Source organism: Streptomyces sp. NBC_01198, from assembly GCF_036010485.1.
Taxonomy (GTDB): Bacteria; Actinomycetota; Actinomycetes; order Streptomycetales; family Streptomycetaceae; genus Actinacidiphila.
Window position 1 is genome coordinate 1391240 of sequence record NZ_CP108568.1, and the last position, 26117, is coordinate 1417356.

Here is a 26117-nt window from a genome sequence, read left to right on the forward strand (position 1 = left end):
GGGCGGGTATAGCTATCGCGTGGTGAAGGCGCCGCCGTTGACATGGATGGTCTGACCGGTGATGTGTCTGGCGCCCGGGGATGCGAGGAAGTACGCGGTCTCCGTGATGTCGTCCAGGGTGCCCGGCCGCTTGTTATGGGTCTCTTGAACGAGTGCGTGGTGGCGTTCGTCAGTCATCTGTCCGCGGAAGAAGTTGGTGCCCGCGATGTAGCCGGCCGAGATGACGTTGCTGGTGATGCCACGCGGACCGAGTTCACAGGAGAGCGAGGCGTTCCAGGCGGCAAGAGCGGCCTTGGACGCTCCGTAGGAGCCGCCTCGTCGCTCGGCTCCGATCGAGCCGATACTGAGGACCGAGCTGCCGGGGGTGAGCTTGTCCTGCACCGAGGCGGTGGTCAGGACCGCGCCGAGCAGATTCTGGGCCAGGTTGCTGTGCCACTGGGCGAGCAGTGCCTCCAGAGGCGGGGCGTCGGCGGGTGCCGAGTCGGGCAGGCCGCCGGCCGCGTTGACGAGCACGTCAAGTGCTTCCCCGAGCTGCGCACTCAGTGCCGCGACCTGCCCTGGATGGGTCGCGTCGCAGACGACGCCATGGACACCCAACTCCTTGGCGGTCTGTTCGACAGTGTCGGCGTGGCGTCCGGTGATGAAGACCTCGGCCTGGTCGGCCGCGAACCTCGCGGCGACGGCGCGGCCGATGCCGCTGGTGCCTCCGGTGACGAGCACTATGCGGGTCAAGACTCCTCCTGGTGTTACGTTTAGATCTAAACATAGCTGACGTTGACAGGAGTTCGCACCGTGGTTGAGACCGCTCCGACATCCGGAGAGGCCGCTGTCGCGTACCCCGCCGCTCAGATCGCGGCGGCCTGGCGACGGGAACGGCCGGGCACCCCGACCGATTCGATCGAGATCGTGACGCCAATCTGGCGCTTGGCGAAACTCTTCGCGGACGATCGCAGCCGGGTCCTGCGCGCTGCAGGGATCGACGCGGCCACCCTGGACCTGCTGTCCGTCATCCGCCGCTCCGGGCCGCCCTACGCGCTCAGCACCCGCGAGATCGCACAGCGGACACTGGTGACTGCCGGTGCCATCTCGCAGCGCGTCGCCCGGGCCGAACGGGACGGACTCGTGAGGCGAACACCAGGAACGACCGGGCGTCGCACCGTCCTGGTGTCGCTGACAGCCGAGGGACAGGGGCTCATCGAGCGTTCCGTCGACGCAGCGCTCGGCCGCGAAGCCGCACTCGTCAGCTGCCTGTCCGAACCCGACCGCGCCTCGCTCATCGAGTTGCTGGAAAAACTCACGACCGACGTCAGACACCGCACAGCCGATCAGAGCTGAGCTACCGCTCCTCCAACGAGCCACTTCGCCGTCATCGCGCACTGCACCCGCCGCCATCCGGATCCTGGGCGTAACGACACCTTCTCCACGCGCTCCGCGAGTTCGCGACCTTCTACAACGAGCACCGACCGCACCGGACCCTGAAGCAAGCAGCTCCACTCCGGCCACTGCCCCAGCAGACCAGCGTGCCAGAACACATCAGACACCTGTCGGTCCGCCGACGAGACCGGTCCGGCGGAACCCTCCACGAGTACCACCATGCCGCGTGACCTGGCCGGATGATTAATCAGCACCCGCAGCGTAGTTGGGTACTGGAGCGGGTCGGGTAGTCGTCGGCGCGGATCGTAGACTCGTTCTCGGTGTGATCACGGGGCGCAGGAGGATTCGATCATGGGGAGCACCCCGGCCCCTGAGCAGCCGATGACCCGCGAGGTGCTTCTGGACGAGCAGTTCCCGACGGCGCTGACGACTGATCGGGTCGAGGTGAGGCGCATCCACATCCTGGCGGGGCACCCGGCAGGGCGGCATGTTCACAACGGCCCGGTGTTCGGCAGCATCGTCGAGGGCTCGGTGCTGTTCCAGGTCGAGGGCGAGGACGAGGTGACCCTGCGTCCCGGCGACGTGTTCTACGAACCCGCCGGGGCCCCGATCGCGCACTTCGACGCGCTGGACGAGAACGTGACCTTCCTCGGCTACTTCCCCCTCGCCGCCGGCCAGGAACCCGGTTCGCTGTGAAGTCCCAAACAACCTCTGACTGATCAGCGGCCGCGGGTGCCTGACCAACTGGCGCCGACTTCGCGGTCGACGGCTCGCACGTCCGGGCGCTCAAAGGGGGGATCACGTCGGGCCCTCGCCCGTCGACCGCGGCCGCCCCGGGTCCGAGCACCATGTGATCGTCGACCGGCACGGCACCCCGCTCGCTGTCTCGGTCACCGCTGGCAACCGGCACGACGTCACCCGGCTCACCTGTCCCGCCCAAGCACCAGAACCCTCCCACCCCGGACTCGGCCGGCCACGGGCCGCAAGAACACCCGACCTACACCCGCGCCACGACGTCCACACCGCAGGCAAACCAAGCACGCGAAGGAAGACGTCAACGACCCCAGGACCACGCCACACAGGTCGGACAGACGCCGACCTGACGGTCCTGCGCCGGCAACTTCGGCGCTCACACGCACCGCCTGGGACGGGGCGGCCAGTTGCGCGAGACGGCTGGCGGGACCGCTTCGACCGTGTCGTGTCCGCAGGTCGAAGCGGCCGCAGAAGTCGTGCCCGCCCGTGCTTGACACGGGTCCGTCCAGCAGGCGACTATTCATGTGTCACGACATGCATGTCACAGCACACATGGGGAGAGCGTCATGGGCACCATCAACAACATCTCAGTCCTCAGCACCGGCCAGGTCCAGATCCGCCCCCAGCACGTCGAATCCGACGGCTCCTCCATGACGGAGTGGCTCAGCACCGCCACCACCTGGACCGCACCCAGGCCGATCAACGTCTACGTGATCGAGCACAGCGACGGCCTCGTCCTGTTCGACACCGGGCAGGACCGCAGCTCGGTCACCGACCCCGACTACTTCCCCGGCGGCCCCGCCGGAGAGGTCTACGACCGCCTCGCCCGCTTCGAGATCCCCGCCGACCAGACCCTCACCGCCCAACTCGCCCGCCTCGGCCACGACATCGCCGACGTCAAGGTCGCGATCCTCTCCCACCTCCACCAGGACCACATCGGCGGACTCCGCGAACTCCCCCACGCCGAGATCATAGTCAGCCAGCAGGACTGGGACGAACTCGACAGGCCCGACGCAGCCTTCATCGGCCTGCTCAAACAGCACATCGACATCCCCGCACTGCACTGGAACCGCGTCACCCCCACCCCCGTCGACGACCCCACCCTCGCACCCTTCACCAACGCCTACGACGTCATGAACGACGGCACCCTCCTGCTCCTCCCCACCCCCGGCCACACCCCGGGCTCACTCTCCCTGCTGCTGCGCAAGCCCCAGGCCGCACCCCTGCTCTTCGTCGGCGACCTCACCTACGACGTCAACCTCCTCGCCCAGGACCGCATCCCCGGCGTCGGCGACACCACAGGCCTCCACACCTCCACCCGCCACGTCAACGAATTCGCCACCCGCAACCCCGGACTGACCATCCTCGCCGCACACGACCCCGCCGCCGCCCACCTCCTCAACACCGCACTCGACCGCACCCAATCCACCGTGTGAGACAAGCCGAACACCTGTAACTCCGGCCCCCAGCACGCAACGCAGCAAAACGCCAAGCCAGGCGCCGTTCCAACAACGACGCCAGACCTGTCGAGGCCCCCTCACGCCCGACTCCACGACATCAAGGAAACCCTCATGACCAGCGCCACCGGCAGCCGGCTCATCACCGCCCCCGCCGACCGAATCCACGCACTGCTCCTCCAGCCCCGCCGACTGCCCGACTGGAACCCGGCATTCCTCTCCCTCACCGGCCCGGAGGAAGCCCTCCTCGACCAGGACTACCAACTCCGCACCCTGCCCGACCTGCGCGGCACGTTCCGCTACACCGAGATCAGCCCGCACCGCATCCGGATGGAATGGACCGTCCCCGGCATGCACGAAAACTGCGAATGGATACTGCACGACAAGGGCGCCACCACCGAAGTAGTCCACTCGGTCCAGCGCACAGGACCACTGGCCGCCGTCCTCCGCCACACACTCGACACCCTCCCCACCCTCCGCCTCGACCGCCTCACCGACACCGCCGCCGGCCAGTGACCACCCCACAAGTCCGGCCGACCGACAACATCTCCGACGCCGAGGACGACCCCGCTGCCGGGCAACGGCGACGCCGAGTCCCGATCCGCAGGTCTGTCGCGGTGCTCCGCGCCCCGAATGGTGAGCCCATCCGAGTGAGCGACTCGACAAAGGCTCCGATGGTCCCTTATTTTGTAGCGCCTCTTCGCGATGATCAGCGGTGACGCTGCGTCGTCGGAGCAACCCATCGATGCCTCGTCACCCGGGTGACTCGTACTCGGGGCGCCGCCTGAAACGGCTGATCGCACTTCACGCCGCGTCGGCGCAGGTAGGCGCGGTTCGCGCGAGAACCGTACGACCTGTCTGCGCGGACCCTGTCCGGCTTCGTGCGAGGCCGGCCGGGCCCGGTCCGCGGTACCCGGATAGCGTCGAGGACCGGCTGGAGCCGGGGACTGTCCTGCCACTGGACGACCGTGACGAGCAGGGACAGTGGCTTCTGCCCCTGCTCGACCGCCAGATGCAGCTTCGTGGTCAGCCCGCCACGCGAGCGGCCGAGGCCGTGGTCGTCGGGCTCGGTGTCGACGCCTCCGGGAGGCTCCTTGTGGAGATCCCCCCTTTTACTGGCCTCGGCGGCGTGCTGGTGGGCACGGGCGATGGTCCAATCGACGTTCACGTCCCACGTGATCAGACCTTTCACATCGGCCTCGGCCTGCAGCAGCCGTATGCCGTCCATCAGCTGCCGGCGCGTCCAGGTCCACGGGCGGCCTGGCTTCTTGCCTACCGGAAGCAACGGCTCCAGCCGCTCCCACTGGCCGTTCGTCAGATCACCACGTCCCACGGGCTGTGATCATCAACGATCTTGATCCACTTCCAGCACAGACCCTGGCTAGTGCTGTCAGTGCCCGTTGATAACGTGCTTCGTCCAGTCGTGGAGTTCGTGAAGGGACGCGGTACGTGCGGAATGTGACATGCCATCAGGTCGGCGAGCAGCGGTTGGCCGAGGCGCTCGACGGCATCGAAGGGCGGGCTTACACGCGGTGGCACTGGCTGCGGTACGGCCGCATCTCGCCGGCGCTGATCCGGGCCATGGCGGACGAACTGCTCGACCACGTCGCCGCGCGAGCGGTGACGGAGCCGGGGCTCGATGCTGCCGCCGGCACGGTCGCCGTCACCGCCGCGGAGTGTGTGCACGGAGTGCTGAGCATCATGTGCTTTCCGAGCGGGGACCAGGAACTCCGGTTCCCCCTCGTCGGGGAGCGGATCAGCACGGACCCGGACGACGACGACGAGTTCTGGGACGGGCCCATCACCTTCGAGGAGGTCGTCAGGGAGGCGCCCACGGCGCGGACCTGGCTCGACATGTTCGAGCTGTGTGTCGTCAGCGGGCATGTGTGGGACTGGGAGCGGGCCACCGGGCTGCTGCTGCGCGCCGACTACGCGCCTGCCATCCGTGACGGCGTGCCCTACAACCGGTACACCTCCGTCTCCGCCCCCGCCGACCTCGCCGCCATGGACGCCCTGTGCCCCTATCTCACCGAGGCGGCCGGGCATCTGCCCCGTGACTGGCCCACGGTTCCGCTGCGCAAGCCGGACGCCGGGGAACGCGCGGAGGCGGCCCGGCGGCTCGACGAGGTAGGCGACGCGCTGAGCGCGGACCAGCGGCTGCTCCGCGTCCTCATCGACGACGACCAGCACGCCTTCGAGGACGCCCTCGTCGCCCGGCTGGTCGCGTACCGGGAGAGTGTCGAGGCCGACGCCGGTGATCTCCCGCCCCGGTCCCTCCTCCCACTCGGCACCCTCGCCCTGGCCTGCCTCGCCGTCCAGGTCCATGGATGGGAACTCGGTGTCCGGTCCGGGTATCTGCCGTACGGTCTGCTGGGATCGCCGGACGCGCCGCGCCGGGCGGCGGAGGCGAACCGGAACAACTTGGGCTGCTGGGCCGCCAAGTAGGCCACCGGGTGTGCTCGTTCCGGTCGGCGAGCCATGCTCGGATGTTGCGTTCGTGGGCCTGGACGGAGCGGTGGACCCCTCGCTTGACCTTCTTCTGCGTGAGCTCGGCGAACCACCGCTCCACCAGGTTCAGCCAGGACGAGCTCCTCGGTGTGAAGTGCACACCAGTACTCCTACCTGGCGGTCGCCGACCTGTCGACCACCCTGTCCGTCAGCCCCAACCCGGCCGCGCTCGGCTCGACCTACACCCTGACCGCGACCACCATCAACGCCGGACTCCTGAACGCCACCGGCACCACCTCGACCACCACCTTCACCGGCAGCGCCGCCACGATCCTGTCCGCCGTCCCCTCGCAGGGAACCTGCTCCGTCTCCGGACGGGTCGTCACCTGCACCCCGGGCACGGTCGACTCCGGGGCCGGTGCCACCGTCAAGATCACGCTTGAGCCGTCCACGACGGGCACCGTCACCGCCACCACCGTGGCGCACGCCACCCAGCCCGATCTGAACCCGGCGGACAACACCGCCACCCAGAGCGAGACCATCCCCAAGGGCAACGGCTGCACCCTGACCGGCACCCCGGGCAACAACATCCTGGTCGGCATCGGCCACCAGGTCATCTGCGGCCTTGGCGGCAACGACGTCATCCACGCCGGCAGCTACCTCCACCCCCGGTACCGGGGTCCCCGGAGCCGTCATCGACGGCGGCACCGGTCACGCCACCTGCTACCTCACAGCCGCCGACCTCGCCACCAGCTGCGCGGTCATCATCCACTAGCTAGTCCCTTCGGAGAGTCGAGGGTAGTTGGGTGTGAGTCATCCTGGTCCGAAGATCCCGCCGTTGGCGGTCTGGCGCCCAGCGGGAGTGGCTGAAGTCCTGAGTGCGTGGTCGTACGGTGTTGGAGGCTCCGCTCCCGGGGTGCAGTGGCGGACGCAGGGTATCCCGCTGGTCGAAGGTGGAGCATGGACAGCAGCGAGTACGACGAGTACGACGCCATTGTCAGAGTCCCGAAAGGTGCGCGCCTCGCGCAGTCGAGGAAAACTAAAGACGCTCGTCGCGGCTTAACACGTGACCCCGACACCAATGAGCTGGGTCACGCCGAGATCTTCCTGACGAAGGAAGACGAGCCGGAGCCTGTGGCGGCGTACCCTGTCAGGCTCGGAAAGTCATCGCTGCAGGTAGCAGCGGTGGGGCAGGCTCGGCTGACACCGTGTCCGCGTGATCGTTTCGTTGCTGTACAAGGCGGCCCGCAAGCTGCTGTCCGTCCCTGGAGTGCTGCTGCGCAGCGGCACCGAGAAGGCCGCCGAGGTGCTCGTGCTCGGCATGAGAACGCGGTCCTGCCTCGTCAGATCCCCGGCCCGGTCCGCTACGAGCGCGCGGACCTGCTGTGGCTTGCTGCGCTCTCCAGCGTGATACCCCGTCACCGCCGGCAGGCCGTCGTCCCCGTCCCGCCCGGCACGCTGCCAGCCTGGCACCGCAAGTTCATCGCGGCGAAGTGGGCAATCGAGCCGGACGGCCGCCGACCAGGGCTGCAGTCAAGAAACCATCAACCAGTACCAGATCACCAGCTGACACAGCGCACCCCCAGCTCAGAGGGGGAATCCTATCTTTGAGCCCACAGGTGTCGGACTGCAAGGATTTCGAGATCATTACCGTGGTCGCTCACCAGCAGCAGGTGCAGGAGCGCCGGGGCGTTGGTCGCGGTGAGGTAGGTCAGGCACAGGAGCACGACGGATCATGATGCCGTCATCCCCTGCGCAGGCGAACATCGAGGGGATGGAGCAGGCGCAGGTGGACCGGCGATCACAGAGGTAAGGGGCAAATAATTTATCAGCACCCGCGCAGCCGGAGGGTGACGATCTCGAACGGCCGTAGCCGCAGCTCCACTTGCCCGTCCTGTACCTCCGCGGGCGACGCGTCGGACAGGGGGCGCTCCAGCAGGTCGCAGGGTGTGGCGCAAAGCAGCGGGAAGGCGGCGGTCAGGGTGGTGCGGGCGCGGGTGCCGCCGGCTTCGTAGAGACGGACGACGACGTCACCGCTGCCGTCGTCGGCGAGCTTCAGCGCGCTGACGACCACACTCTCGTGGTCAACGGCCACCAGCGGATCGACCGCCGCGGTGCCCGGGACGCGGCGCTCGGGCAGGTTGATGGCGTATCCCTCGCGGACGGCGTCGTCGATGGACGCACCGGGCAGCAGGGCGTAGCGGAAGCGGTGGACGCCCTGGTCGGTCTCGGGGTCGGGGAAGCGCGGCGCGCGCAGCAGTGACAGCCGGACCGTGACGGTGACGCCGTGGCCGCTGTCGTCGGCCGAGCGGCTGACGTCGTGGCCGTAGGTGGAGTCGGTGACCAGGGCCACGCCCCAGGCGGGTTCGGCCAAATGCAGAAAGCGGTGGTTGCAGACCTCGAAACGTGCGGCGTCCCAACTCGTGTTGGTGTGCGTGGGCCGGTACACGTGGCCGAACTGGGTCTCGGCGGCGTACCGGTCGGCGTGCACGTCCAGCGGGAAGGCCACCTTCAAGAATTTCTCCGTCTCGCGCCAGTCGACCTCGGTGTCGACGTCCAGGCGCTTGTGCCCGGCGGCCAGGGTGAGGAGCTGCACGGCGCGCGACTGGCCGAACGAGCGCTCGACCCGGACGGTGACCGCGCGGGGGCTCTCGGCGCTCACCCCGACGCGCTCCGCGGCGGTCAGGTCCGTGACGGTGTTGCGGTAGTACGCGTCCACGTCCCAGGCGTCCCACATGTTAGGCAAGTCGGGGTGGAGTTGGAGCAGATTGGCCGGGCGTCCCTCGGCGAGGGACTCCCGGTCCGCGGCGAGGTCGAAGACCGACACCACCAGGCCGCGGCCGTCGATCTCCACGCGCAGCAGGCCGTTGTCCAGTACGTGGCCGCCGCCGACGCGGGCCGAGGCGGTGACCGTCCCCGCCTGGTCGGAGCCGGAACCGGTGCCGACGGCGGGAGCGGCGCCGCCAGCCGGGACTCCGCCGCGGGCGTGCGGGGCGGCGTTGAAGACCACCACCCCCTCCCCCGACGGCTCACCGCCACCGGCCAGGGCGAGTTCAGCGGCGTCGATGATCGCCCGCAGCTCCACCGCGAGTGCCGCGTAAGTCGCCTCGGCCTCCCGGTGCACCCACGCGATGGACGAGCCGGGCAGGATGTCGTGGAACTGGTGCAACAGCACCGTCTTCCAGATCCGGTCCAACGCCTCGTACGGGTAAGGGAGTCCGGCCCGTACGGCGGCGGTCGCAGACCACAGCTCCGCCTCGCGCAGCAGATGCTCGCTGCGGCGGTTGCCCTGCTTGGTACCGGCCTGACTGGTCAGCGTGCCCCGGTGCAGTTCGAGGTACAACTCGCCCACCCAGACGGGCGGTTCGGGGTATTCGGCGCGCGCCTTGGCGAAGAACTCCGCCGGGGACTCCCACTCCACCCGGGCCGAGCCCTCCAGGTCCCGCAGCCGGGCCGCCTTGGCAATCATCTCGCGAGTCGTGCCCCCGCCGCCGTCGCCGAGACCGGTCGGCGCGAGCGACCGGCCCGCCATGCCCTTCTCCCTGAAGTTGCGCGCCGCGTGGGCGACTTCGCGGCCTTCCAGGCCCGCGTTGTAGGTGTCCATCGGCGGGAAGTGCGTGAAGACCCGACTGCCGTCGATGCCTTCCCAGCTGAAGGTGTGGTGCGGGAAGGAGTTGGTGCGGCTCCAGGAGATCTTCTGGGTCAGCAGAGAACTCGACCCGGACGCCCGGATGATCTGCGGCAGCCCGGCGGCGAAGCCGAAGGTGTCCGGCAGCCACACCTCGTCGCTCTCGATGCCGAATTCGTCCAGGAAGAAGCGCTTCCCGTACACGAACTGACGGGCCATCGCCTCGGAGCCGGGCATGTTCGTGTCCGACTCCACCCACATTCCGCCGGTGGGCACGAACCGGCCGTCGGCGACGGCCTGTCGGACCCGGGCGTAGACCTCGGGACGGTGCTCCTTGATCCAGGCGTACTGCTGTGCCTGGGACATCGTGTAGACGAAGTCGGGCTCGTCCTCCAGCAGCGCGGTCATGTTCGCGGTGGTGCGCGCCACTTTGCGGACCGTCTCGCGCAGCGGCCACAGCCAGGCCGAGTCAATGTGGGCGTGGCCCACCGCGCTTATCCGGTGCGCCGAGGCGTGCGCGGGCGCGGCCAGCACGTCGGTCAGCAGTGCCCGGGCCGCAGCGGCGGTGCCGCCCACGTCCTGGAGATCGACGGCATCCAGGGCCCGTTCGACCGCGCGCAGGATGTCCCAGCGGCGGGCCGAGTCGGCGGGGAGCTCCGGCATCAGCTCGCCCAGCACCTCCAGGTCCTGCACCAGCTCCCAGACCGTACGGTCCAGCACGGCCAGATCCATCCGGCCGAGTACGTACTGCGGCGCGCGGCCCGCCGTCGCCTTGTCGCCCAGGGAGGTCGGCCGGAACGGCGGGTTGTCCAGCACGATCGGGTTGGCCGCGGCCTCGACATGCAGCAGGACCTGCTCGCCGCCGGTGACGGGATCGCCGATCCGCACCCACTGATTGCGCGGGTTGAGGCCCTTCACCGGGGTGCCGTCCGGCAGGTAGACCAGCCCCTCGCACTGGAAGCCCGGGGTGTCCCGGTCGAAGCCGAGGTCGATCAGCGCCTCGACCGTACGGCCCGCCCATTCGGTGGGCACGGTGCCGCTGACGGTGAGCCAGCTCGTCCCCCACGGCGGTCCCCACGGCTCGCCGGGGGCGATCGGTTCGCGCACCGCGGCGATGCCCTCGACCACCGGGACCGGCTCGTCGGGCGCGTCCCAGATACCGACGGTCAGCGGCACCCGCTCCCCGTACACCGCTGGGCGGATGCGCTCGTTGAGGACGCGCTCCAGGCGGGATTCGATAAGGCTTCTGTCGTCGTGCATGTACGGGCTCCGGGGTGTGGTGGGCAGCCGGGACGGATGGCCGGCAGGGGCGGCAACGGGCGGCGGGTTCGAGACGGCTCAAGGCGCGGCACCGACGGGCGACGTCTGCCGTTTCGGGGCGTGTTGAACGGTGCGGGCGGCTAGGACACGTCCTGCACCGGGCCGCGGTCCTCGCCGTGGGCGATGATCGTGGTCCGCACGACGACCCGGCGCGGCGGCGGCGCTCCGGTGCCGGGGCGGGCCAGTCGCTCGCCGAGCAGTTGGGCGGCGCGGCGCCCGATCTCGTCGGGGTCGTAGTCCACCACCAGCACCGGCACGCTGAGCACGTCGGCGAGGTCGAAGTCATCGAAGCCCGCCAGCGTCGCGGTGGCGCCGTGGTGTCGCAACGCCCGGTAGGCACCAAGGGTGTTGCGGTTGTTGGTGCAGAACACCGCGGTGGGCGGCGCCGGCAGCGCGAGCAGCTCTGACGCCGCCGTCTCGGCCGAAGCGAGATCCTCCTGGCCGCGTTTGACCAGGGCGTCGTCGGGGTCGATGCCCGCCTCGTGGAGGGCCGCGCTGTAGCCGCGGTAGCGCTCGGAACCGGTGTACACCGACGGTGGGTTGCCAAGGAAGCCGATCCGGCGGTGCCCGGCCGCCAGCAGCCTGCCGGTCGCCGCGTAGGCGCCGCCGAAGTCGTCGACCAGCACGCAGTCCGCCTCGAAGCCGGCCGTCGGCCGGGCGACGGTGACCACGGGCAGGGCGGTGGGCAACTCCTCGGCCAGATACGCCTGATCGGCCCCCGCCGGTACCAGGATCACGCCGTCGACCCGGCGGGCGGAGAAGTCCCGGACGGCGTCGCGCTCGCGGCCGGCGTCACCGGCGGTGTTGGTGATCATCACCCGCAGGCCCTCCTCGGCGACCGCCGCCTCGATGCCCAGGGCGAGCCGGGCGTAGAAGGGGTTGGCGAGGTTGGTGACGATCAGGCCGATCGTGCCGGTGCCCTGCCCGTGGCGGAAGTTGCGGGCCAACGCGTTGGGCCGGTAGCCCAGTTCGCGGACCGCGGCCTCGACACGTGCGCGCTTGTCCGCCGACACGCCGGAGTCCCCGCGCAGGACCCGGGACACGGTCATCGCGCTGACGTCGGCGAGGGTCGCGACCTGCTTCATGGTCGGTGGTGCGGTGGTGAGCGGCGCGCCGGCCACGGTGATCTCCCTCTCGGCTCGTTGACTAGAGAATAGGGTCATCGCTGCATTCCGGAACGGCGGCCGCGTACGATGCCGCGCCGATCAGTCCGGCTTCGGCCGGGCTGGCCGCGGGCAGTGGCGCCGGGAGGCCGGCCGGGAGCCCCGCGGCGAGTGCCGGGCCAATCAGGTCCCAGGAGCCGGTCATCGAACCGCCGACGACGAGGGCGGTGGCACCGAAGCGGCGCAGCCACGGGGCCAGGGTCTCGCCGAGGACGGCGAAGGCGTCGTCCAGCACCCGGCTGGCGGCGACGTCACCGCTCCTGGCCTCGGCGGCGATCTCCCGTACGTCCAGGTCGCGTCCCGACGCCCGCCGGTAGGCGGCGATCAGTGCCCGCCGGGACACCCGGTCCTCCAGCGGCCGGCCGTCGTAGGTCAGCAGGTCGGCGCGGCCTTCCGGCGGTACGGCCGGGCCGTCGGTGACAGCCCGGCCGTCGAGCAGGAAGGCGGAGCCGACGCCGGTTCCGAGGGTGATGCCGACCACTCTGGCGTGTCCGCGTCCGGCCCCCTCGGCCCACTCGCCGCGCAGGAACGCCTCCGCGTCGTTGAGGAAGGCCGTGCCCGTGCAGTGCGGCAGGCCGGCCCGGAGCAGTGCGCCGAGGTCGGTGCCGTCGAGCGCGTCGAATTTGCCGACGTCCCGGTAGCGGGCGATGCCCTTGGCGTAGTCGAACGGGCCGGGCAGCGCGATGCCCCAGCGGGCTGGCGGCGCCGGTGGCAGGGCGCGGGCTGCGCGCAGCAGCGTGGCGGTGATCCGGTCGGCGCCGGCGTGGCCGTCGAGAGGTTCGCGGTGGGAGGCGAGCACCCGGGACCGCTGGTCGCCGAGCCGGACGAGGGCGGCCGTCACATGGGTGCCGCCGATCTCCAGGACGGGGACCGGCGGACCGGGGTGCGTACCGTTCGCGTCCGCCGTGGCGCCGGTGTCCGTGCCTGCCGTGGCGCTGGCGTTCACTTCACGAACGCTTTCACGACCCTGGTCTCGCCCGCACCCGCGCCGGTCACCGTGTACACGCCGACCGCGGCCGGGATCACCAGTGTCTCGGCGTATCCCAGCCGGTGTTCGGCGCCGGCCGCGGTGCGGACGAGCACGCCCTCGCCCTCGACGACGTTGATCACATGGAAGCGGCCGTCGGTGGTGTCCGGAGCGGCGACGGCGCCCTGCACGGTCAGCCGGTGGACCACGAAGAACATCTCCGGGAGCTGTCCGATGACCTCCTCGCGCCAGCCGTCGCCCTTGCGCAGCACCTGCGGCGCCTGGACGAGGTCCCGGCCGACGGCCTCGCCGGTCCGTTCGGTGTCGAGATTGCGGAAGGCGTGCTCGACGTGGACGGCGCGCTGCCGGTCCTGGGCGTCGCGGCGCAGCCAGTCGTAGAACCGCAGCGAGTACAGGTACGGGGTGGCGCTGACTTCCAGTACGACATTGCCCTTGCCGCTGCCGTGCGGGGTGCCGCCGGGGATCAGGAAGAGCTGGTGCGGGGTGGCGGGGAAGGTCTGCACGAACTCCTCGATGGCGAAGGCGTTGCCGCCGGAGTCGGCGTCGTGCGCCCGGCCGCGGAATTCCTCGACGTCGGCGTCGCCGCGCAGGCCGAGGTAGACGGTGTTCTCCTCGCTGCCGACCATCAGGTAGTACGTCTCGTGCTGGGTGTACGGCCAGCCGAAGACATCCTTCATGTAGTCCGGCTGCGGGTGGCAGTGGACCGAGAGGTTTCCGCCCGCCACCGTGTCGAGGTAGTCGAAGCGGATGGGGAAGGACTCGCCGAACATCTCGTGGACCCGCGGGCCCAGGACGCGTTCGGGGTGCAGCGCCACGAGGAGCTGGAAGGGGATCTCGACCTGGGCGGTGTCGTCGCCGAGGAGGATGCCGGACTCGGGGGCGATGAGTTCGTAGCCGAGCGCGGTGTTGGGGCCCTCGGGGTTGAATCCGAGTTCGCGGCGCGCCCACTGACCGCCCCACGGCGTGGTGTTGAAGGTCGGGCGGGTGCGGAACGGTCGGCCGGTCAGCTCGGCGGCACTGGCCCGCAGCGCGTCGCCGCTCAGCGACACCGGCCCGGCGGGGTCCTGGAGGTCCAGCCAGCGATCGATCCGCTCGGCGAGGCCGTCGCGGTGCCGGTCGAGAACCGGCCAGTCGATGTAGAACAGCCGACGGGTGTCCGCGGCGCCCTCCCGTTGCCCGAGGTTGGTAACGGTACCCGCGGTGACGGCCGCCTCGGCGTACCGCTTGGGCAGATCGGCGTACCAGATGGCGTCGTGAGCGACCAGCGCGGCGCCGGGACCGTACACGACGGTGCGGCCTTCACCGGCGGCCGGCGTGGGCAGCGGGCCGAAGAAGTCGCCGAGGGTGGCCCGGGACAGGGCGGCGAACTGCGGGTCGTCGGCCAGCGGTCCTGATCCGCCGATCGCGGCGATCTCCGGCCAGGGAGCCAGGTGGGAGCGTATGTCCACGAAGGTCAGGCCGGGCCGTGCGGCTGCCAGGCCCGCGCGCACCGCATCCCAGTCCAGCACCCAGGGGCCGTCCACAGCCAGGACGCCGACGGACTCCGGCAGTTCGGCCAGAGCCGCCTCCCAGCCGTGCCGGACCCGTGCCCCGACGGCGTCGTAGCGCGGGTTGGGCTGGTAGGGCAGGCCACTGCCGTCGTGGTGCACGGGGACACCTTTCGTCGTTCGGATAGCTCCATAAGGTACCGGTACCATATCGCATCATCAGCGTTCCTCCCTCCTGTCGATCATTCACACCACTCGACGTGGCATTTTCGAGTTTCCGGCAGATGAACCCTTGCCACACCTCCTTGTTACCGTTACCTTCAAGGCGATCGTGCACCCGACGGCTGTTTCCGGCCGGGTCGCACAGGACGGCACATGACGGAAGGACAGGTCGATGCAACCTGGCCGCGCTGATCACGGGGCGGAGCCCGACGGCTCGACGAGCCCCCCAGACGGTCCCACTCGCCGGGGGGTGCTGGCAGGCGCCGGGGGCCTGGCACTGGCGGCGGCGCTGGCCGGCTGCGCCCGGGGCAGCTCCACCACGAGCGTGCCCGGCGCGGTGAACCTCTACAACGACAACGCCACCTGGTCCGACGGGTACAAGAAGGCCGGCGCGGTGCTCAAGCGCGTCAGCGGTTTCGACCTGCGCCCGCTGTCGAACGCCTCCACCACCTCCTACCAGGAGGTGGTCCAGACGTCCGTGCAGACCAACCGGGCCGCCGACGTCGTCAAGTGGGCGTCCGGCTTTCCGCTGTACTCACTGGCCCGCTCCGGCGGGCTGACCGAACTCGGCGCCCAGTGGGACGCCGCCGTCAAGCGCGGCTGGGTCTCCACCGAGCTGAAGCCCGCGGTCAGTTACCAGGGCAAGGTGTACGGCATCCCGCTGTACCAGTCGTCCTACGTGTTCTTCTACGCCAAGCCGGTGTTCACAAAGTACGGGCTGCGCGAGCCCGCCACCTGGGCGGAGTTCACGCACAACGCCGAGGTGCTGAAGAAGAACGGTGTGACGCCGTTCCTCGCCACCCAGAACGGTGTCTGGCCGGCCTTCGAGTGGTTCGAGGAACTGGTCAGCAAGATCGACCCTGACTTCTACACCCGGCTGGTCAACGGGCAGGCGAAGTACACCGACGACACCGCCGTGGAGGCGCTGACCCTCTGGCGGGACTTCTACGCCAAGGGCTGGATGACCGCGCCCGACTTCGACGGCGCCAACGGCCCGGCGCAGATGAAGGCCGGGAAGCTTGCGATGTTCCTGCACGGCACCTGGGAGTCGGCCGCGATCGCGGCCGCCGGGCTCAAGCCGGGCACCGACTACGGCGCGTTCATCATGCCCGCCGTGCACGACGACACCAAGCCGTCGGTGATCGCGGAGTCGGGAGTGTTCGCGGTGCCCAGGCGCGCCGCCAACCACGACGGCGGTATCGCCGCCGTCTCCAACTGGCTGGACCCGCGGGTGCAGCGGGTGTGGTCGGACTTCCTCCAGGACAGTTCGGCCAACCCGACGGTGCCGGCGTCCAATCCGGTGATCGAGGGCGTGCAGCAGGACATCAAGCGGAACAGCCGCACGCTGCTGACCCGCTACAACGAGGCGAGCCCGCCCAACCTCATCCAGGGGAACATCCTCGACCTGGGCAATTTCATGATCCATCCCACCGCAGTCCGCTCCACGCTCAAGTCGATGCAGAAACGCGCGGACAAGGAATGGGACATCTGGCGGAAGGGCGGCTCATGAGTGTGACGACCGATTCGATCCGTGCCCGGCGCGGGCTGGCGAACGGCGGTCCCGAAGCGCCGCCCGGCACGAAGAGACGCGCCTCGGCAGAGCTCAAGGAGCGGCTGATGGCCGGCGGCTTCCTGCTGCCCGCCGCCCTGCTGGTCACCGCGGTCCTGCTGGCGCCCTTCTGCTACACGCTCTACCGCAGTTTCTTCAGCGACTACACCCACTCGACCTTCAGCGGATTCGCCAACTACACCGCCTTCTTCACCGACCCCAATCTCCTCAAGTCCCTGGAGAACACCGTGATGTGGGTGGTGGGCGCGATCGTGCTGCCCACCGGTATGGGGCTGCTCATCGCGATGCTCACCGACGCCACCCGGTGGAGCCGCGCCGCGCGGCTCGCGGTAACCATCCCGTACGCGATCTCCGGCTCCGCGGTCGCGGTGGTGTGGAACTTCATGCTCACCAGCGACGGAGCGGTCAACAGCGCGCTCAAGGGCCTGCATCTGGGCGGCCTGACCGGCACCTGGCTGCTCACCTGGCCCGGCAACACCATCGTGATGATCATCGCGAGTTCATGGCAGGCGACCGGGGTCGCGGTGATCCTCTTCATGGTCGGGCTCCAGGGCATTCCGCCGGACACGCTGGAGGCGGCGGCGCTGGACGGCGCCGGGCCGTGGAAGCGGTTCCGGTACGTCGTCCTCCCGCAACTGCGGCCGGTGTCGATCATCGTCATCGGGATGAGCCTGGTGAACGGGCTCAAGGCGTTCGACCTGATCTTCGTCCTCACCCAGGGCGGACCGGGCCGGGCCACCGAGACGCTGGCCGTCTCCATGTACCAGGAGACCTTCCTCTTCCTGCGGCCGGGCGCGGGCGCCGCCATCGCCGTACTGCTGACCGTCATCGTGCTGCTGGCGTCCTGGACCTATCTGCGCCGCCAAGTGCCGACCCAGGGCAAGGTGTGACATGAGCAGAGTCATCCGCAATACCGTCGTCGTCCTGGTCGCGTTGCTCTGGTTCGTGCCGACGTACCTTCTGCTGGTCAACGGGCTGACGTCGGTGGGCAGTTACTCGGGCAGCCCGCGCTGGTACCCCAACAGCTTCGGTCTGTTCTCCAACATCCGGGCGGCATGGAATCTCGCCGACCTCGGTCCTGCCATGGCCAACAGCCTCTACTACGCGGCGGCCAGTTCAGCCGGCGCCGTACTGCTCGCCTCACTGGCCGCGTTCGCCGCCGCCATCATGCCGGTACGGCGCCGCGCCCTGTGGTTCTGGCTGATCTACGCGGGCACACTGCTGCCCCTCCAGGTGTTCCTGCGCCCGTTGTTCCTGGCGTACGCCAACACCGGGCTGTACGACACGCAGATGGGCATGGTGATCATCTATGTCGCCATCGCCATCCCGTTCGCCTTCTTCGTGCTGCGCAATTTCGCGGCCACGCTGCCGTCCGAGGTGATCGAGGCGGCCCGCCTGGACGGCGCCTCCTGGTGGCGGCTGTTCTGGAGCATCTACGTGCCACTGTCGAAGTCCGCGATGGTCGCCGCGTTCGTCTTCCAGTTCGTCGCCGTCTGGAACGACCTGCTGTTCGGCATCACGTTGGCCACCAGCCGCAACATCCGGCCGATCATGGCCGCCCTCGCCGATCTCCAGGGCAACTACTCCAACGTGGGTCCGCCGGTGGTACTGGCCGGCGCACTCGTGGTGTCGCTGCCCACCGTCGTCATCTTCTTCCTCTCCCAGCGGTTCTTCGTCTCCAGCCTCAAACTCAACGTCTGACAGGGAGTCCTGCCATGAGAACAGCGCGTACCGCCCGCCGGGCCGGTCTGCTGCTGACCACGCTGGCCACCGCCGCGGCCGGTCTGCTCGCCGCCCCCGCCGCGCACGCCGAGGGCCGCCACACCACCACCGCCTGGGCCGGGCGCGCCGAGGCGAGCTACCGAGCTCTTCAGCACAACCTCTACCTCGGCGCCGCGAGCCACGATCTGTACCGGGAGGCCGCCCCGGCGGCGGCCGGCAGCAACCCCTACTCGTACCTGTGGGAATTCCGCGAGGCCACCCAGGCCACGCTCTATGTGCGGACCATCCCGCACAACACGGGCCCGTACCGCAAGGACGTCGCGGACCGTTTCGCCGCTCTCCAGCAGTACGCGGCCTCCGATCCGGCCCACCCGGGTTACGACTCCTATCTGCCCGCACCGCTGGGCACCGGCGGGGACCTGTTCTTCGACGACAACGCCGTGGTCGGTCTGTCGTTCCTGACGCAGTACCGGGCCGGCGGCGACCGGTCGATGCTGGCCAAGGCCCGCGCGGCCTTCACCACCGACACCCGCGCCTGGGACGACGACCCCGCCAAGACCTGCCCCGGCGGCATGCACTGGGTCGAGAACGACGCCAACGCCATTCGGGCCGCGAACGTCACCGGTCTGTTCGCCCAACTGTCCGCAGGGCTCTACCAGATCACCAAGGAACCGGCATATCTGGACTGGGCGCAGAAGGCGTACGACTGGAACAAGACCTGCCTCCAGCAATCCCCTGGCCTCTACCAGAACGACCGGGACGACAACGGGACCGTCAACACCACGCTGTGGACGTACAATTCGGGCGCGATGATCGGCACCGCCACCGAGCTGTACCGCGCTACCGGCAAGCGCGCGTATCTCGACGAGGCGGTCCGCGACGCCGACGGCGCCCTCACCTACTGGACCGCCGACGACCGCCTGTACAACCAGCCGGCCATCTTCAACTCCTTCCTCTTCCAGGACCTGTTGCTGCTGGACTCCCAGCACCACGACCCGCGGTACCGCCAGGTCCTCAGCGACTACGCCGACCGGCTGTGGTCGGAGAACCGGGACCCGGCCACCGGCCTGTTCCGCTTCCAGGCGAGCAACGGCGGCGCCCCCGACCCGGCCCAGCCGGTCGCCACGCTCAACCAGTCCGCCGCCGTCCAGCTCTTCTCACTGCTGGCCTGGGACCCCAGGGACTACGACCGCACCAGCTGACGGCGGCCCGCCCTCGGGCCCCGCAACGAAGCACTAGCACCAGCAGCACGCAGAGGAAGCACGTATCCGATGACCTCAGGTCACACCCGCCCTTCGTGGTGGGACTCCACGATCGCCCGCGACGCGCTGCGCGAACGCGCGGTCGCCCATGTCCACCGGCACGGCGGGACGACCGTCCGGCTGTCCCCTGAGCCGCTGCTGCGGCGCACCGCCTCGGGCGGGCTGACCCAGTCGGTGCGCGTGGACATCGATCCGGCCCCGCCGGCGTCCGTCGCATCGGCGGTGCTGCGGGTCGCCGACGGCGTTCCGGTCGGCTGCGAGGTGATCGACGGGCCGGGTGGTTCGGTACGCGTGCTCGTACCGGAGGTCGACGCGGAGGTGTCCGCGACGCTGGACCTGCCGGCCCTCGGGTTGCCCGAGCCGCTGCCGCTGCGGCTGCGCCCGCAGCGGCACTGGACCGTGCACCTGGTGCAGCACGCGCATCTGGACATCGGCTACACCGACCCGCAGGGGACGGTGCTCGCCGAGGGCCGCGCGGCGCTCGACACGTGTCTGGAGCTGATCCGGGCCACCGACGACTGGCCGGAAAACGCGCGCTACCGCTGGTCGGTGGAGGGTCTGTCGACCTTCACCGACTGGGCGGCGCACCGGCCGCCGGGCCGCGTCGAGGAATTCGTCCGGCGGATCCACGAGGGCCGGATCGAACTGACGGCGCTGCCGTTCAACCTGCACAGCGAGACGTGTTCGGTGGACGAACTACACGAGCTGCTGCGGGACGCGGTCGCCACCCGGGAGCGCTACGGGGTGCCGCTCACCACGGCGATGCAGACCGACGTGCCCGGCCAGGTCGTCGGGCTCCAGGACGTGCTGGCCGAGCACGGCATCCGCGGCCTGTCGGTGGCGCACAACTGGGCCGGGCGCGCCGTCCCGCACCTGGCCGGCGGAGCGCGGCTGCCGCGGCTGTTCCGCTGGCGCACCTCCGACGGGCGGTCGGTGCTGGTCTGGCGGACCGACACGCCGCACGGGCTGGCGTACATGGAAGGCTCGATCATCGGCTTCGACGAGTCCGCCGCTGCGGTCGACGACCTCTTCCCCTCCTATCTGACGGCGCTGGCCGACCACCCCGTGCCACACCAGGGCAAAGGAATCCCCGGTTATCCGATCCTGGACGCCCCCTACGAGGCCGACCCGTATCGGTGGGACATCCTGCATCTGCGGGTGCTGGGGACCTTCGCCGACAACGGGCCACCGCGTCTTGTGGCCGCCGAGACCGTACGGCGTTGGAACGAGACCTGGGCCTACCCCGAGCTGCGGATCTCCCGGCACGAGGACTTCTTCGCCGACGCCGAAATGCGCCTGGGCGACCAACTGGAGACCTTCGAGGGCGACTGGTCCGACTGGTGGGTGGACGGAGTCGGCGCCGGGGCCGCACCGATGGCGATGAACCGCACTGCCCAGTCCGCGCTCGCGGACGCCCAGACGCTGGACGCGCTGGCCGGACTGCGCGGCGCCGAGGGCGAGCCGAACCCGGCCGGCGACACCGCCGACGTCTACCGTGCGGTGTCCCTGTTCAACGAGCACACCTGGGGCGCCGGCGACCCGTGGACGTACGGCTGCCGCGGCCACGGCTCCGGTGAACAGCAGTGGCACTGGAAGTACGGGCAGGCCGTACGTGCCCACGACGGGGCGCTCGCGCTGCTGGAGCGGGCCGGGCACCGGCTGGGCTCGGCGCTGCCGGCGGGGGCGAACGCCCGCGCCAGTTTCCATGTCGTCAACACCCGCAGCCGCACCCGTACGGATGTGGTCCGTTTCTTCCTGCCGGAGAGCGTGCTGCCGCTGGACCGCCCGGCCCTGGTGACGGACGGCCGCGACGGACGCGAACTGCCGGTGGTCGGCGAGCCCCAGACCAATCCGCTGCACCGGGCCGCGGGGCGGTATCTGCATGTCACGGTGGCGGACGTGCCACCGCTGGGCACGGTCCGGCTGGACGTCACCGAGGCAGCTGCCGGGACCGGTCCGGTGTCCGGCGAGAGCGCCATGCCGGAGAACGCGGTGCTGGAGAACGAATTCCTCGCCGTCCAGGTCGACCTGCGGCGCAGCCGTATCGCGTCCGTGGTCGACAAGTCCACCGGAACCGAACTCGTCGCGGGCGACGCGGCATTCGGCTTCAACGGCTACGTCCACGACCGGTACGCGACGGCAGGCGGCTTCAACCACCAGTCGAGCAAGACCGTCGCCGACGACTCCATGCACCTGCTGGCAGGGCGCGAGGTCGCACCCGCGTCCGTGCTGGTGGAGCGCACCTCCTCGGCGGTGGCGGAGACCCTGGTCTACGAGTGCGTGCCGCCGGGCGCGGCCCGGCTCCGTACCACCCTGACGCTGCCGCACGGCGTCGCGCGCCTCGACATCGCCAACCACCTGGCGAAACCGGCCACCATGACGAAGGAGAGCGCCTTCTTCGCCTTCCCCTTCGCCCTCGACGCCCCGGTGGTCCGGATGGAGGCCACGGGCGGCGTGGTCGGCACCGGCCTGCCGCTGATCCCGGGCTCTGCCCTGCACATGCGCGGGATCCGCCGCTGGGCCACGCTGACGGAGGGCGGCACCACCGTGGGCTGGGCCACCCATGACGCGCCGCTCGTCCAGCACGGCAACATCGCCATCCCGTACGTGCCCTACCCACCGTCGGTGCCGCGCCAGGAGCCGGGGACGCTGTACTCCTGGGTGCACAACAACATCTGGGACACCAACTTCCCCAGTCAGCAGGCGTTCGAGCAGACCTTCCGGTACAGCGTGGCGGTCCGCCGGGACGGTGACCCGGCGTCGGACGCGGCGCTCGGCATGCGGGCCTCGGACCCCGGTCACCCGCTGCTCGCGGTACGGGCCACCGGGCCTGTTGTGAACACCGGGGCCGACGGCGCGGACGTGGCCGAGACCTCAGTGGTGTCGGTGGACCACCCCGATGTCCGGGTCGTGGGGCTGCTGGCGCGGGAGCCGGACACGTTCCTGATCCGGCTCCAGTCCTTCGCCGACGAGCCAGTACGGGCCGGGCTGACCCTGACGCCGTCCTACGCCGCCGCGCTGCGCTGCTCCTACCTCGGCGAGAACGGGGAACCGATCGCTCCGGAGGACGACGGCACGCTCCGCGTGGCGCTCGGTCCCAGGGGCACAGCCGCGGTGCTGGTGGTCACGGGGACCTGACCGTGTCCGGGGTCGGGCAAGCGGTACGGATACGGCTAGACGAGCAGGTCCAAGGCCTGTGACAGAGGTTCGACGTGGCGCGTGAGCTCTTCAGCTCATGAGTTGGATGTCCGCGGAGCATGCCTTCGGGGGCGGTCGTTCGGTGCACACAGCTCCGCACGTACGCCCCCTCCCGGTGGCGGCTAGCTGGGCCTCTACCTCAGCGCCGGGGTGTCGCCGCGTGGCTGCTGTAGGGAGTGGTGAACTCATCGTCGGAGACGAGGAAGGCGTAGTGCTGGATAGTGATCGACTCGGCCGGGATGACGGCGAAGTCCAGCGTGACGCGGTTGCTGGTGGCTACGGGGATGAAGGGTCCCCACTCGTCTCCGATCTCAAGGCCCCGCCAGGAATTCGGCGGATTCCCGGTTGTTCCGGGCGTGAACGATGGTGTGGTTCAACTCGACTGACGTGTGCGGAATGCCTCCGTAAGGCACCTCGCGGACACCTCCATGCCTCACCCAGCCGATGACCGACACGCGATGCCGCGGCGGGTGCCGATTAATCATCCGGGCTGGTCAAGCGGCATGCTGGCATTCATGGAGGGTTCCGCCGAGTCGGTCTTGACGGCGGACCTCCAGGTGCCTGATGTGTCCAGAAGGTGGCTCTGGTTCCAGATCAGTGCTCTGTCGAGGAGTTCGCGCCGGCAGGTCTGTATCAGCGCTCCATGATGGAGTTCATACGCGGCATCCGGGACGCCGGTGGTGACGACCTTCAGTCAGGCGTCCGTCAGTAGCGCGTCGAAGGCGGTCGTGAAATTGGAGTCGCGGTCGCGCATCAGGAAGCTGGCCTTGCTCCCTGCGTCTTCGAGGTCCATGACGAGGTTCCGCCCGAGCTGTACGACCCATTGCGCGGTGGGGTGTGCGGTGGCGCCCAGGATCCGGATGCGCCGGGTGGAGTGCTCGACGACGGCGAAGACGTAGAGTCGCGCCCCGGTCAGGGTGCGGGTTTCGAAGAAGTCGCAGGCCAGTAGGGCGCCGGCCTGGCAGCGCAGGAAGTCGGCCCACGTCGTGCTCGCTCGTTCCAGGTCATCATGAACGGCCCCAGTTACCGCCCGAACAAGCGCCCCAGGAACCCACCGAGAGGAGCGGAACGGCGACCGCGAAGGTCGGCTGACCGCAGGAGTCTTCAGCCCGGCGCTTGAGCACGAGGCTCAGGCGCCGGGCTGCGGCCCAGCTCGCTGGTGTTAGCCGACGCTGATGTTGAAGTCGGAGACGCTGCCGTCCGCGGCGGTCAGGGTGACCGGACCGAACGTGATGATGACGGCGGAGTTGCCTCCCGGGCCCCGGTAGTAGCCGGTCGCCTCGGTGACCCGAACTGCCAAGGCCACGAGCGTTGCAGCGGCCGTCTCATCGGCCTCGATCTTCGGCTGGGCGAGAGCGGGATGCCCGTTGGCCTCTGCCCAGTCCCGGAAGATGCGCGCGTCTCGGCTCATGTCGGGGAGGATGCTCTGGTCAGCCCAGGCCCACAGCCATGAGACCGAGCCCGGGCTGAAGCTCCCGAGAATCTGTGCCGGCGCCGTGGCTGTCTTGTCGGGGAAGGTCCAAGTGATCATGCCCGTCGTCTGGTCGAGATCCCAACGGTCCGCCGATCCCAGGCCCCAGGGCATGTGCGCACGACCCAGCTGTTCGATCATGTCCTCTCCCTGCAGGAGAAGCACGCTCAGGTCAGCCCGCCCCGCAGCCTGAACAGCACTTCCGCCTCTTTGGCCCGCTTGAACAATCCCATGCCGCAGAGTCTGCCAGCCGCCACTGGCCAGCCAGCGATGTCCCCTCAGAACGGCTATCTGCCCATCGACAAGGTGGGGAATTACGTGACCAACCGGGCGGGGAAATACGTGATCGTTCACAGACCTCAACCCCACCGAGGGCATCCGGTCGCCAGTGCTGTGACCGGGAATGATCACCGGGGCGGGCGGTCAACGGGACAGGGGGATGATGTGAGGATGACCACCAGCTCACGTGCCCATTCGTTTAACGCGGCGGCTGACCAGTACGCGGCCAGCCGGCCTTCGTATCCTCCCGCGCTCTTCGACTGCATCGAACAGCTCGCGAGCCGTTCCCTGGCCGGTGCCCGCGTCGCCGATATCGGCGCGGGCACCGGAATCGCCACCGCTCTGCTGCGTGAGCGCGGGGCTGACGTGATCGCCGTTGAGCCCGGCGACGCCATGGCCGCCAAGTTCCACACCGTGCTCCCGGATGTGCCGCTCATCAGAGGTGACGGCAACGCCCTCCCCCTCGCGGACGCCTCGCAGGACCTCCTTACCTACGCGCAGTCCTGGCAGTGGACCGACACCACCCGCTCGGTCCCAGAGGCACTGCGGGTCCTGCTGCCGGACGGTGCGCTCGCGATCTGGTGGAACACCACCGCCTTCGACGTGCCCTGGATCCGAGAGCAGCACCAGCGGATCGCGCACCACTGCGGAGTGAAGCCGACTTCTCGGGTGCGTCCCGACGACAGCAACGCCATCCGGCTCGCGGGCCTGTCGGGGCTCCGGGTCGCGCGCCGCCAGGTGCGGTGGAGCCGTGTGGTCTCCCTCGACAGCCACCTTGCCAATATCAGCAGCCGCTCGGCGTTCCTTGTACTTGCCGAGGACGACAGGCGTGCCTTTCTCTCCGGGGAGCGCAGGCGACTGCGCGAGTTCTTCCCCGACGAGGTGGTCGAAGAGACCTACGTGGTTGACCTGCTGGTGGCCACGCGTCCGTGACCTGGATGGTGTCCTGGGATCCGGAAGGGCAGTCAGGCAGCTGCGGCGATGGGGCGGCCACCGAGCCGGATGCCTTTCTCGCTGCGGACACGGGCGCGCTCCCGCCGTTGGGCGGCCAGGACGTCGGGGTACTGGGCGTTCTGGTTGCGCCAGCGCAGATAACGGTGCAACTCGCGCGTCTGGACCGGGCGGTTGGGGTGGTGGGAGTTGGCGAGGGTGAACTGCCGCAGCGGCCGAAGTGCGCCTCGATCGGGTTCGCCCAGGACGCGTTCGTCGGCGTGAAGCACAACTCGACCTTGTTCTTCGCCGCCCAGCGGCGGATCCGCCAGTTCTTGTGGGCGGACAGGTTGTCCAGGATGACTGAGCTTGATCCGCTTTGACGGACATCCGAGATCGGGGGTTCTGCCCCGGGATGATGTCCATCATGGAGAGCATGGGGGAAGAAGAAGCCACGCCCTCGCCGCTCGTTCACGCCGGAGTTCAAGGCCGAGATCGTCGATCTGTGCCGACGCGGTGACCGCTCGATGCGTCAGGTCGCCAAGGACTTCGATCTGACCGAGACCGCGGTGCGCGACTGGGTCAAGCAGGCTGAGGTCGACCTGTTCTTCGCAGCCCCGCGCAGCCCCTGGCAACGCGGCACCAACGAGAACACCAACAAGCTGCTCCGGCAGTACCTGCCCAAAGGTACGAACCTGTCGGCCTTCAGCCAGAACGACCTTGACGCCATCGCGACGAAGCTCAACAACCGTCCGCGCAAGTGCCTGCAATTCCGCACACCAGCCGAGAGTTTTGCCTTGACCGGTTGAATCTGAGCGTGCCAAGGCAATCGCGTTGACGCGTCG

General features: G+C 69.4%; 20 protein-coding genes and 6 pseudogenes. 16 read left to right on the top strand and 10 right to left on the bottom strand.

Translation table 11 applies throughout. The features are described from left to right. Nucleotides 1-12 precede the first annotated feature (12 nt). Nucleotides 13-732: an SDR family NAD(P)-dependent oxidoreductase gene (locus OG702_RS06230; protein ID WP_327287867.1), complete on the bottom strand. Its 720-nt coding sequence runs from the start codon at nucleotides 730-732 to the stop codon at nucleotides 13-15. A 60-nt stretch (nucleotides 733-792) separates the two neighbouring features. On the opposite strand from OG702_RS06230, the gene OG702_RS06235 reads away from it, so the two are divergent. The 5 genes and pseudogenes from OG702_RS06235 to OG702_RS06255 all read left to right on the top strand — a co-directional run bounded on the left by OG702_RS06235 (nucleotide 793) and on the right by OG702_RS06255 (nucleotide 4100). Beyond that, a complete protein-coding gene (locus OG702_RS06235) occupies nucleotides 793-1335 on the top strand; it encodes a MarR family winged helix-turn-helix transcriptional regulator (RefSeq protein ID WP_327287868.1) in 543 nt (180 codons plus the stop codon). A gap of 390 nt (nucleotides 1336-1725) precedes the next feature. Then, complete coding sequence (locus OG702_RS06240) at nucleotides 1726-2070, top strand: cupin domain-containing protein (RefSeq protein WP_327287869.1); 345 nt, start codon at nucleotides 1726-1728, stop codon at nucleotides 2068-2070. Between the two features lie 62 nt (nucleotides 2071-2132). After that, a pseudogene (locus OG702_RS06245) lies at nucleotides 2133-2353 on the top strand (transposase); the annotation flags it as partial. A gap of 340 nt (nucleotides 2354-2693) precedes the next feature. Next, nucleotides 2694-3563, top strand: coding sequence for an N-acyl homoserine lactonase family protein (locus tag OG702_RS06250; protein WP_327287701.1), 870 nt, complete (start codon nucleotides 2694-2696; stop codon nucleotides 3561-3563). A 135-nt stretch (nucleotides 3564-3698) separates the two neighbouring features. Continuing rightward, nucleotides 3699-4100, top strand: a complete 402-nt coding sequence (locus OG702_RS06255) for an SRPBCC family protein (RefSeq protein WP_327287870.1) — start codon at nucleotides 3699-3701, stop codon at nucleotides 4098-4100. A 193-nt stretch (nucleotides 4101-4293) separates the two neighbouring features. Here the strand turns inward: OG702_RS06255 and OG702_RS06260 are convergent, their stop codons facing one another. Then, complete coding sequence (locus OG702_RS06260) at nucleotides 4294-4917, bottom strand: transposase (RefSeq protein ID WP_327287871.1); 624 nt, start codon at nucleotides 4915-4917, stop codon at nucleotides 4294-4296. 116 nt (nucleotides 4918-5033) lie between these two features. Between OG702_RS06260 and OG702_RS06265 the strand changes: the two genes are divergently transcribed. From OG702_RS06265 to OG702_RS06275, 3 genes are all read left to right on the top strand, one after another. Further along, the gene (locus OG702_RS06265) at nucleotides 5034-6029 is read left to right on the top strand and encodes an immunity 49 family protein (RefSeq protein ID WP_327287872.1); all 996 of its coding nucleotides are present in this window, start codon (nucleotides 5034-5036) and stop codon (nucleotides 6027-6029) included. A 249-nt stretch (nucleotides 6030-6278) separates the two neighbouring features. Continuing rightward, the gene (locus tag OG702_RS35395) at nucleotides 6279-6902 is read left to right on the top strand and encodes a hypothetical protein (protein WP_442814693.1); all 624 of its coding nucleotides are present in this window, start codon (nucleotides 6279-6281) and stop codon (nucleotides 6900-6902) included. Nucleotides 6903-6992: 90 nt separating this feature from the next. Next, nucleotides 6993-7643, top strand: coding sequence for a hypothetical protein (locus OG702_RS06275; protein ID WP_327287874.1), 651 nt, complete (start codon nucleotides 6993-6995; stop codon nucleotides 7641-7643). A 217-nt stretch (nucleotides 7644-7860) separates the two neighbouring features. Here the strand turns inward: OG702_RS06275 and OG702_RS06280 are convergent, their stop codons facing one another. The 4 genes from OG702_RS06280 to OG702_RS06295 form a co-directional block, all read right to left on the bottom strand. Further along, nucleotides 7861-10920: an alpha-mannosidase gene (locus tag OG702_RS06280; protein ID WP_327287875.1), complete on the bottom strand. Its 3060-nt coding sequence runs from the start codon at nucleotides 10918-10920 to the stop codon at nucleotides 7861-7863. Between the two features lie 140 nt (nucleotides 10921-11060). Beyond that, the gene (locus OG702_RS06285; protein ID WP_327293106.1) at nucleotides 11061-12065 is read right to left on the bottom strand and encodes a LacI family DNA-binding transcriptional regulator; all 1005 of its coding nucleotides are present in this window, start codon (nucleotides 12063-12065) and stop codon (nucleotides 11061-11063) included. A gap of 61 nt (nucleotides 12066-12126) precedes the next feature. Then, on the bottom strand, nucleotides 12127-13089 hold the full coding sequence (locus OG702_RS06290) for an ROK family protein (RefSeq protein WP_327287876.1): 963 nt from the start codon (nucleotides 13087-13089) through the stop codon (nucleotides 12127-12129). Beyond that, nucleotides 13086-14780, bottom strand: coding sequence for a class I mannose-6-phosphate isomerase (locus OG702_RS06295; protein ID WP_327287877.1), 1695 nt, complete (start codon nucleotides 14778-14780; stop codon nucleotides 13086-13088). Before OG702_RS06295 ends, OG702_RS06290 begins: the two co-directional genes overlap by 4 nt. A 310-nt stretch (nucleotides 14781-15090) precedes the next feature. Between OG702_RS06295 and OG702_RS06300 the strand changes: the two genes are divergently transcribed. The 5 genes from OG702_RS06300 (at nucleotide 15091) to OG702_RS06320 (ending at nucleotide 22532) form a co-directional block, all read left to right on the top strand. Continuing rightward, nucleotides 15091-16350, top strand: a complete 1260-nt coding sequence (locus tag OG702_RS06300) for an ABC transporter substrate-binding protein (RefSeq protein ID WP_327287878.1) — start codon at nucleotides 15091-15093, stop codon at nucleotides 16348-16350. Next, nucleotides 16347-17300 carry a carbohydrate ABC transporter permease gene (locus tag OG702_RS06305; RefSeq protein WP_327287879.1) on the top strand — a complete coding sequence of 318 codons (954 nt, stop codon included), beginning with the start codon at nucleotides 16347-16349 and terminating at the stop codon, nucleotides 17298-17300. The genes OG702_RS06300 and OG702_RS06305 overlap by 4 nt, the downstream gene beginning before the upstream one ends. Before the next feature lies 1 nt (nucleotide 17301). Next, the gene (locus tag OG702_RS06310) at nucleotides 17302-18111 is read left to right on the top strand and encodes a carbohydrate ABC transporter permease (protein ID WP_327287880.1); all 810 of its coding nucleotides are present in this window, start codon (nucleotides 17302-17304) and stop codon (nucleotides 18109-18111) included. A 14-nt stretch (nucleotides 18112-18125) separates the two neighbouring features. Then, nucleotides 18126-19334, top strand: a complete 1209-nt coding sequence (locus OG702_RS06315) for a glycoside hydrolase family 76 protein (protein ID WP_327287881.1) — start codon at nucleotides 18126-18128, stop codon at nucleotides 19332-19334. A 69-nt stretch (nucleotides 19335-19403) separates the two neighbouring features. Beyond that, on the top strand, nucleotides 19404-22532 hold the full coding sequence (locus OG702_RS06320; protein ID WP_327287882.1) for an alpha-mannosidase: 3129 nt from the start codon (nucleotides 19404-19406) through the stop codon (nucleotides 22530-22532). A 229-nt stretch (nucleotides 22533-22761) separates the two neighbouring features. On the opposite strand, the pseudogene OG702_RS06325 reads toward OG702_RS06320, so the two are convergent. The 3 genes and pseudogenes from OG702_RS06325 to OG702_RS06335 form a co-directional block, all read right to left on the bottom strand. After that, nucleotides 22762-22969: pseudogene (locus OG702_RS06325) on the bottom strand (VOC family protein); the annotation flags it as partial. Nucleotides 22970-23086: 117 nt separating this feature from the next. Continuing rightward, nucleotides 23087-23592 (bottom strand): annotated as a pseudogene (locus tag OG702_RS06330) (integrase); the annotation flags it as partial. Between the two features lie 162 nt (nucleotides 23593-23754). After that, nucleotides 23755-24204, bottom strand: a complete 450-nt coding sequence (locus OG702_RS06335) for a DUF6882 domain-containing protein (protein ID WP_327287883.1) — start codon at nucleotides 24202-24204, stop codon at nucleotides 23755-23757. Nucleotides 24205-24513: 309 nt separating this feature from the next. Between OG702_RS06335 and OG702_RS06340 the strand changes: the two genes are divergently transcribed. Beyond that, nucleotides 24514-25275 (top strand): class I SAM-dependent methyltransferase, encoded by a 762-nt coding sequence (locus OG702_RS06340; protein ID WP_327287884.1) that lies wholly within the window; start codon nucleotides 24514-24516, stop codon nucleotides 25273-25275. A gap of 32 nt (nucleotides 25276-25307) precedes the next feature. Here the strand turns inward: OG702_RS06340 and OG702_RS06345 are convergent. Continuing rightward, a pseudogene (locus OG702_RS06345) lies at nucleotides 25308-25636 on the bottom strand (transposase); the annotation flags it as partial. A gap of 103 nt (nucleotides 25637-25739) precedes the next feature. Here OG702_RS06345 and OG702_RS35400 point away from each other — a divergent pair. Together OG702_RS35400 and OG702_RS35405 are read left to right on the top strand one after the other, a co-directional pair. Next, nucleotides 25740-25856, top strand: a pseudogene (locus OG702_RS35400) (transposase); the annotation flags it as partial. A 12-nt stretch (nucleotides 25857-25868) separates the two neighbouring features. Then, nucleotides 25869-26081 (top strand): annotated as a pseudogene (locus OG702_RS35405) (IS30 family transposase); the annotation flags it as partial. Nucleotides 26082-26117 lie beyond the last annotated feature (36 nt).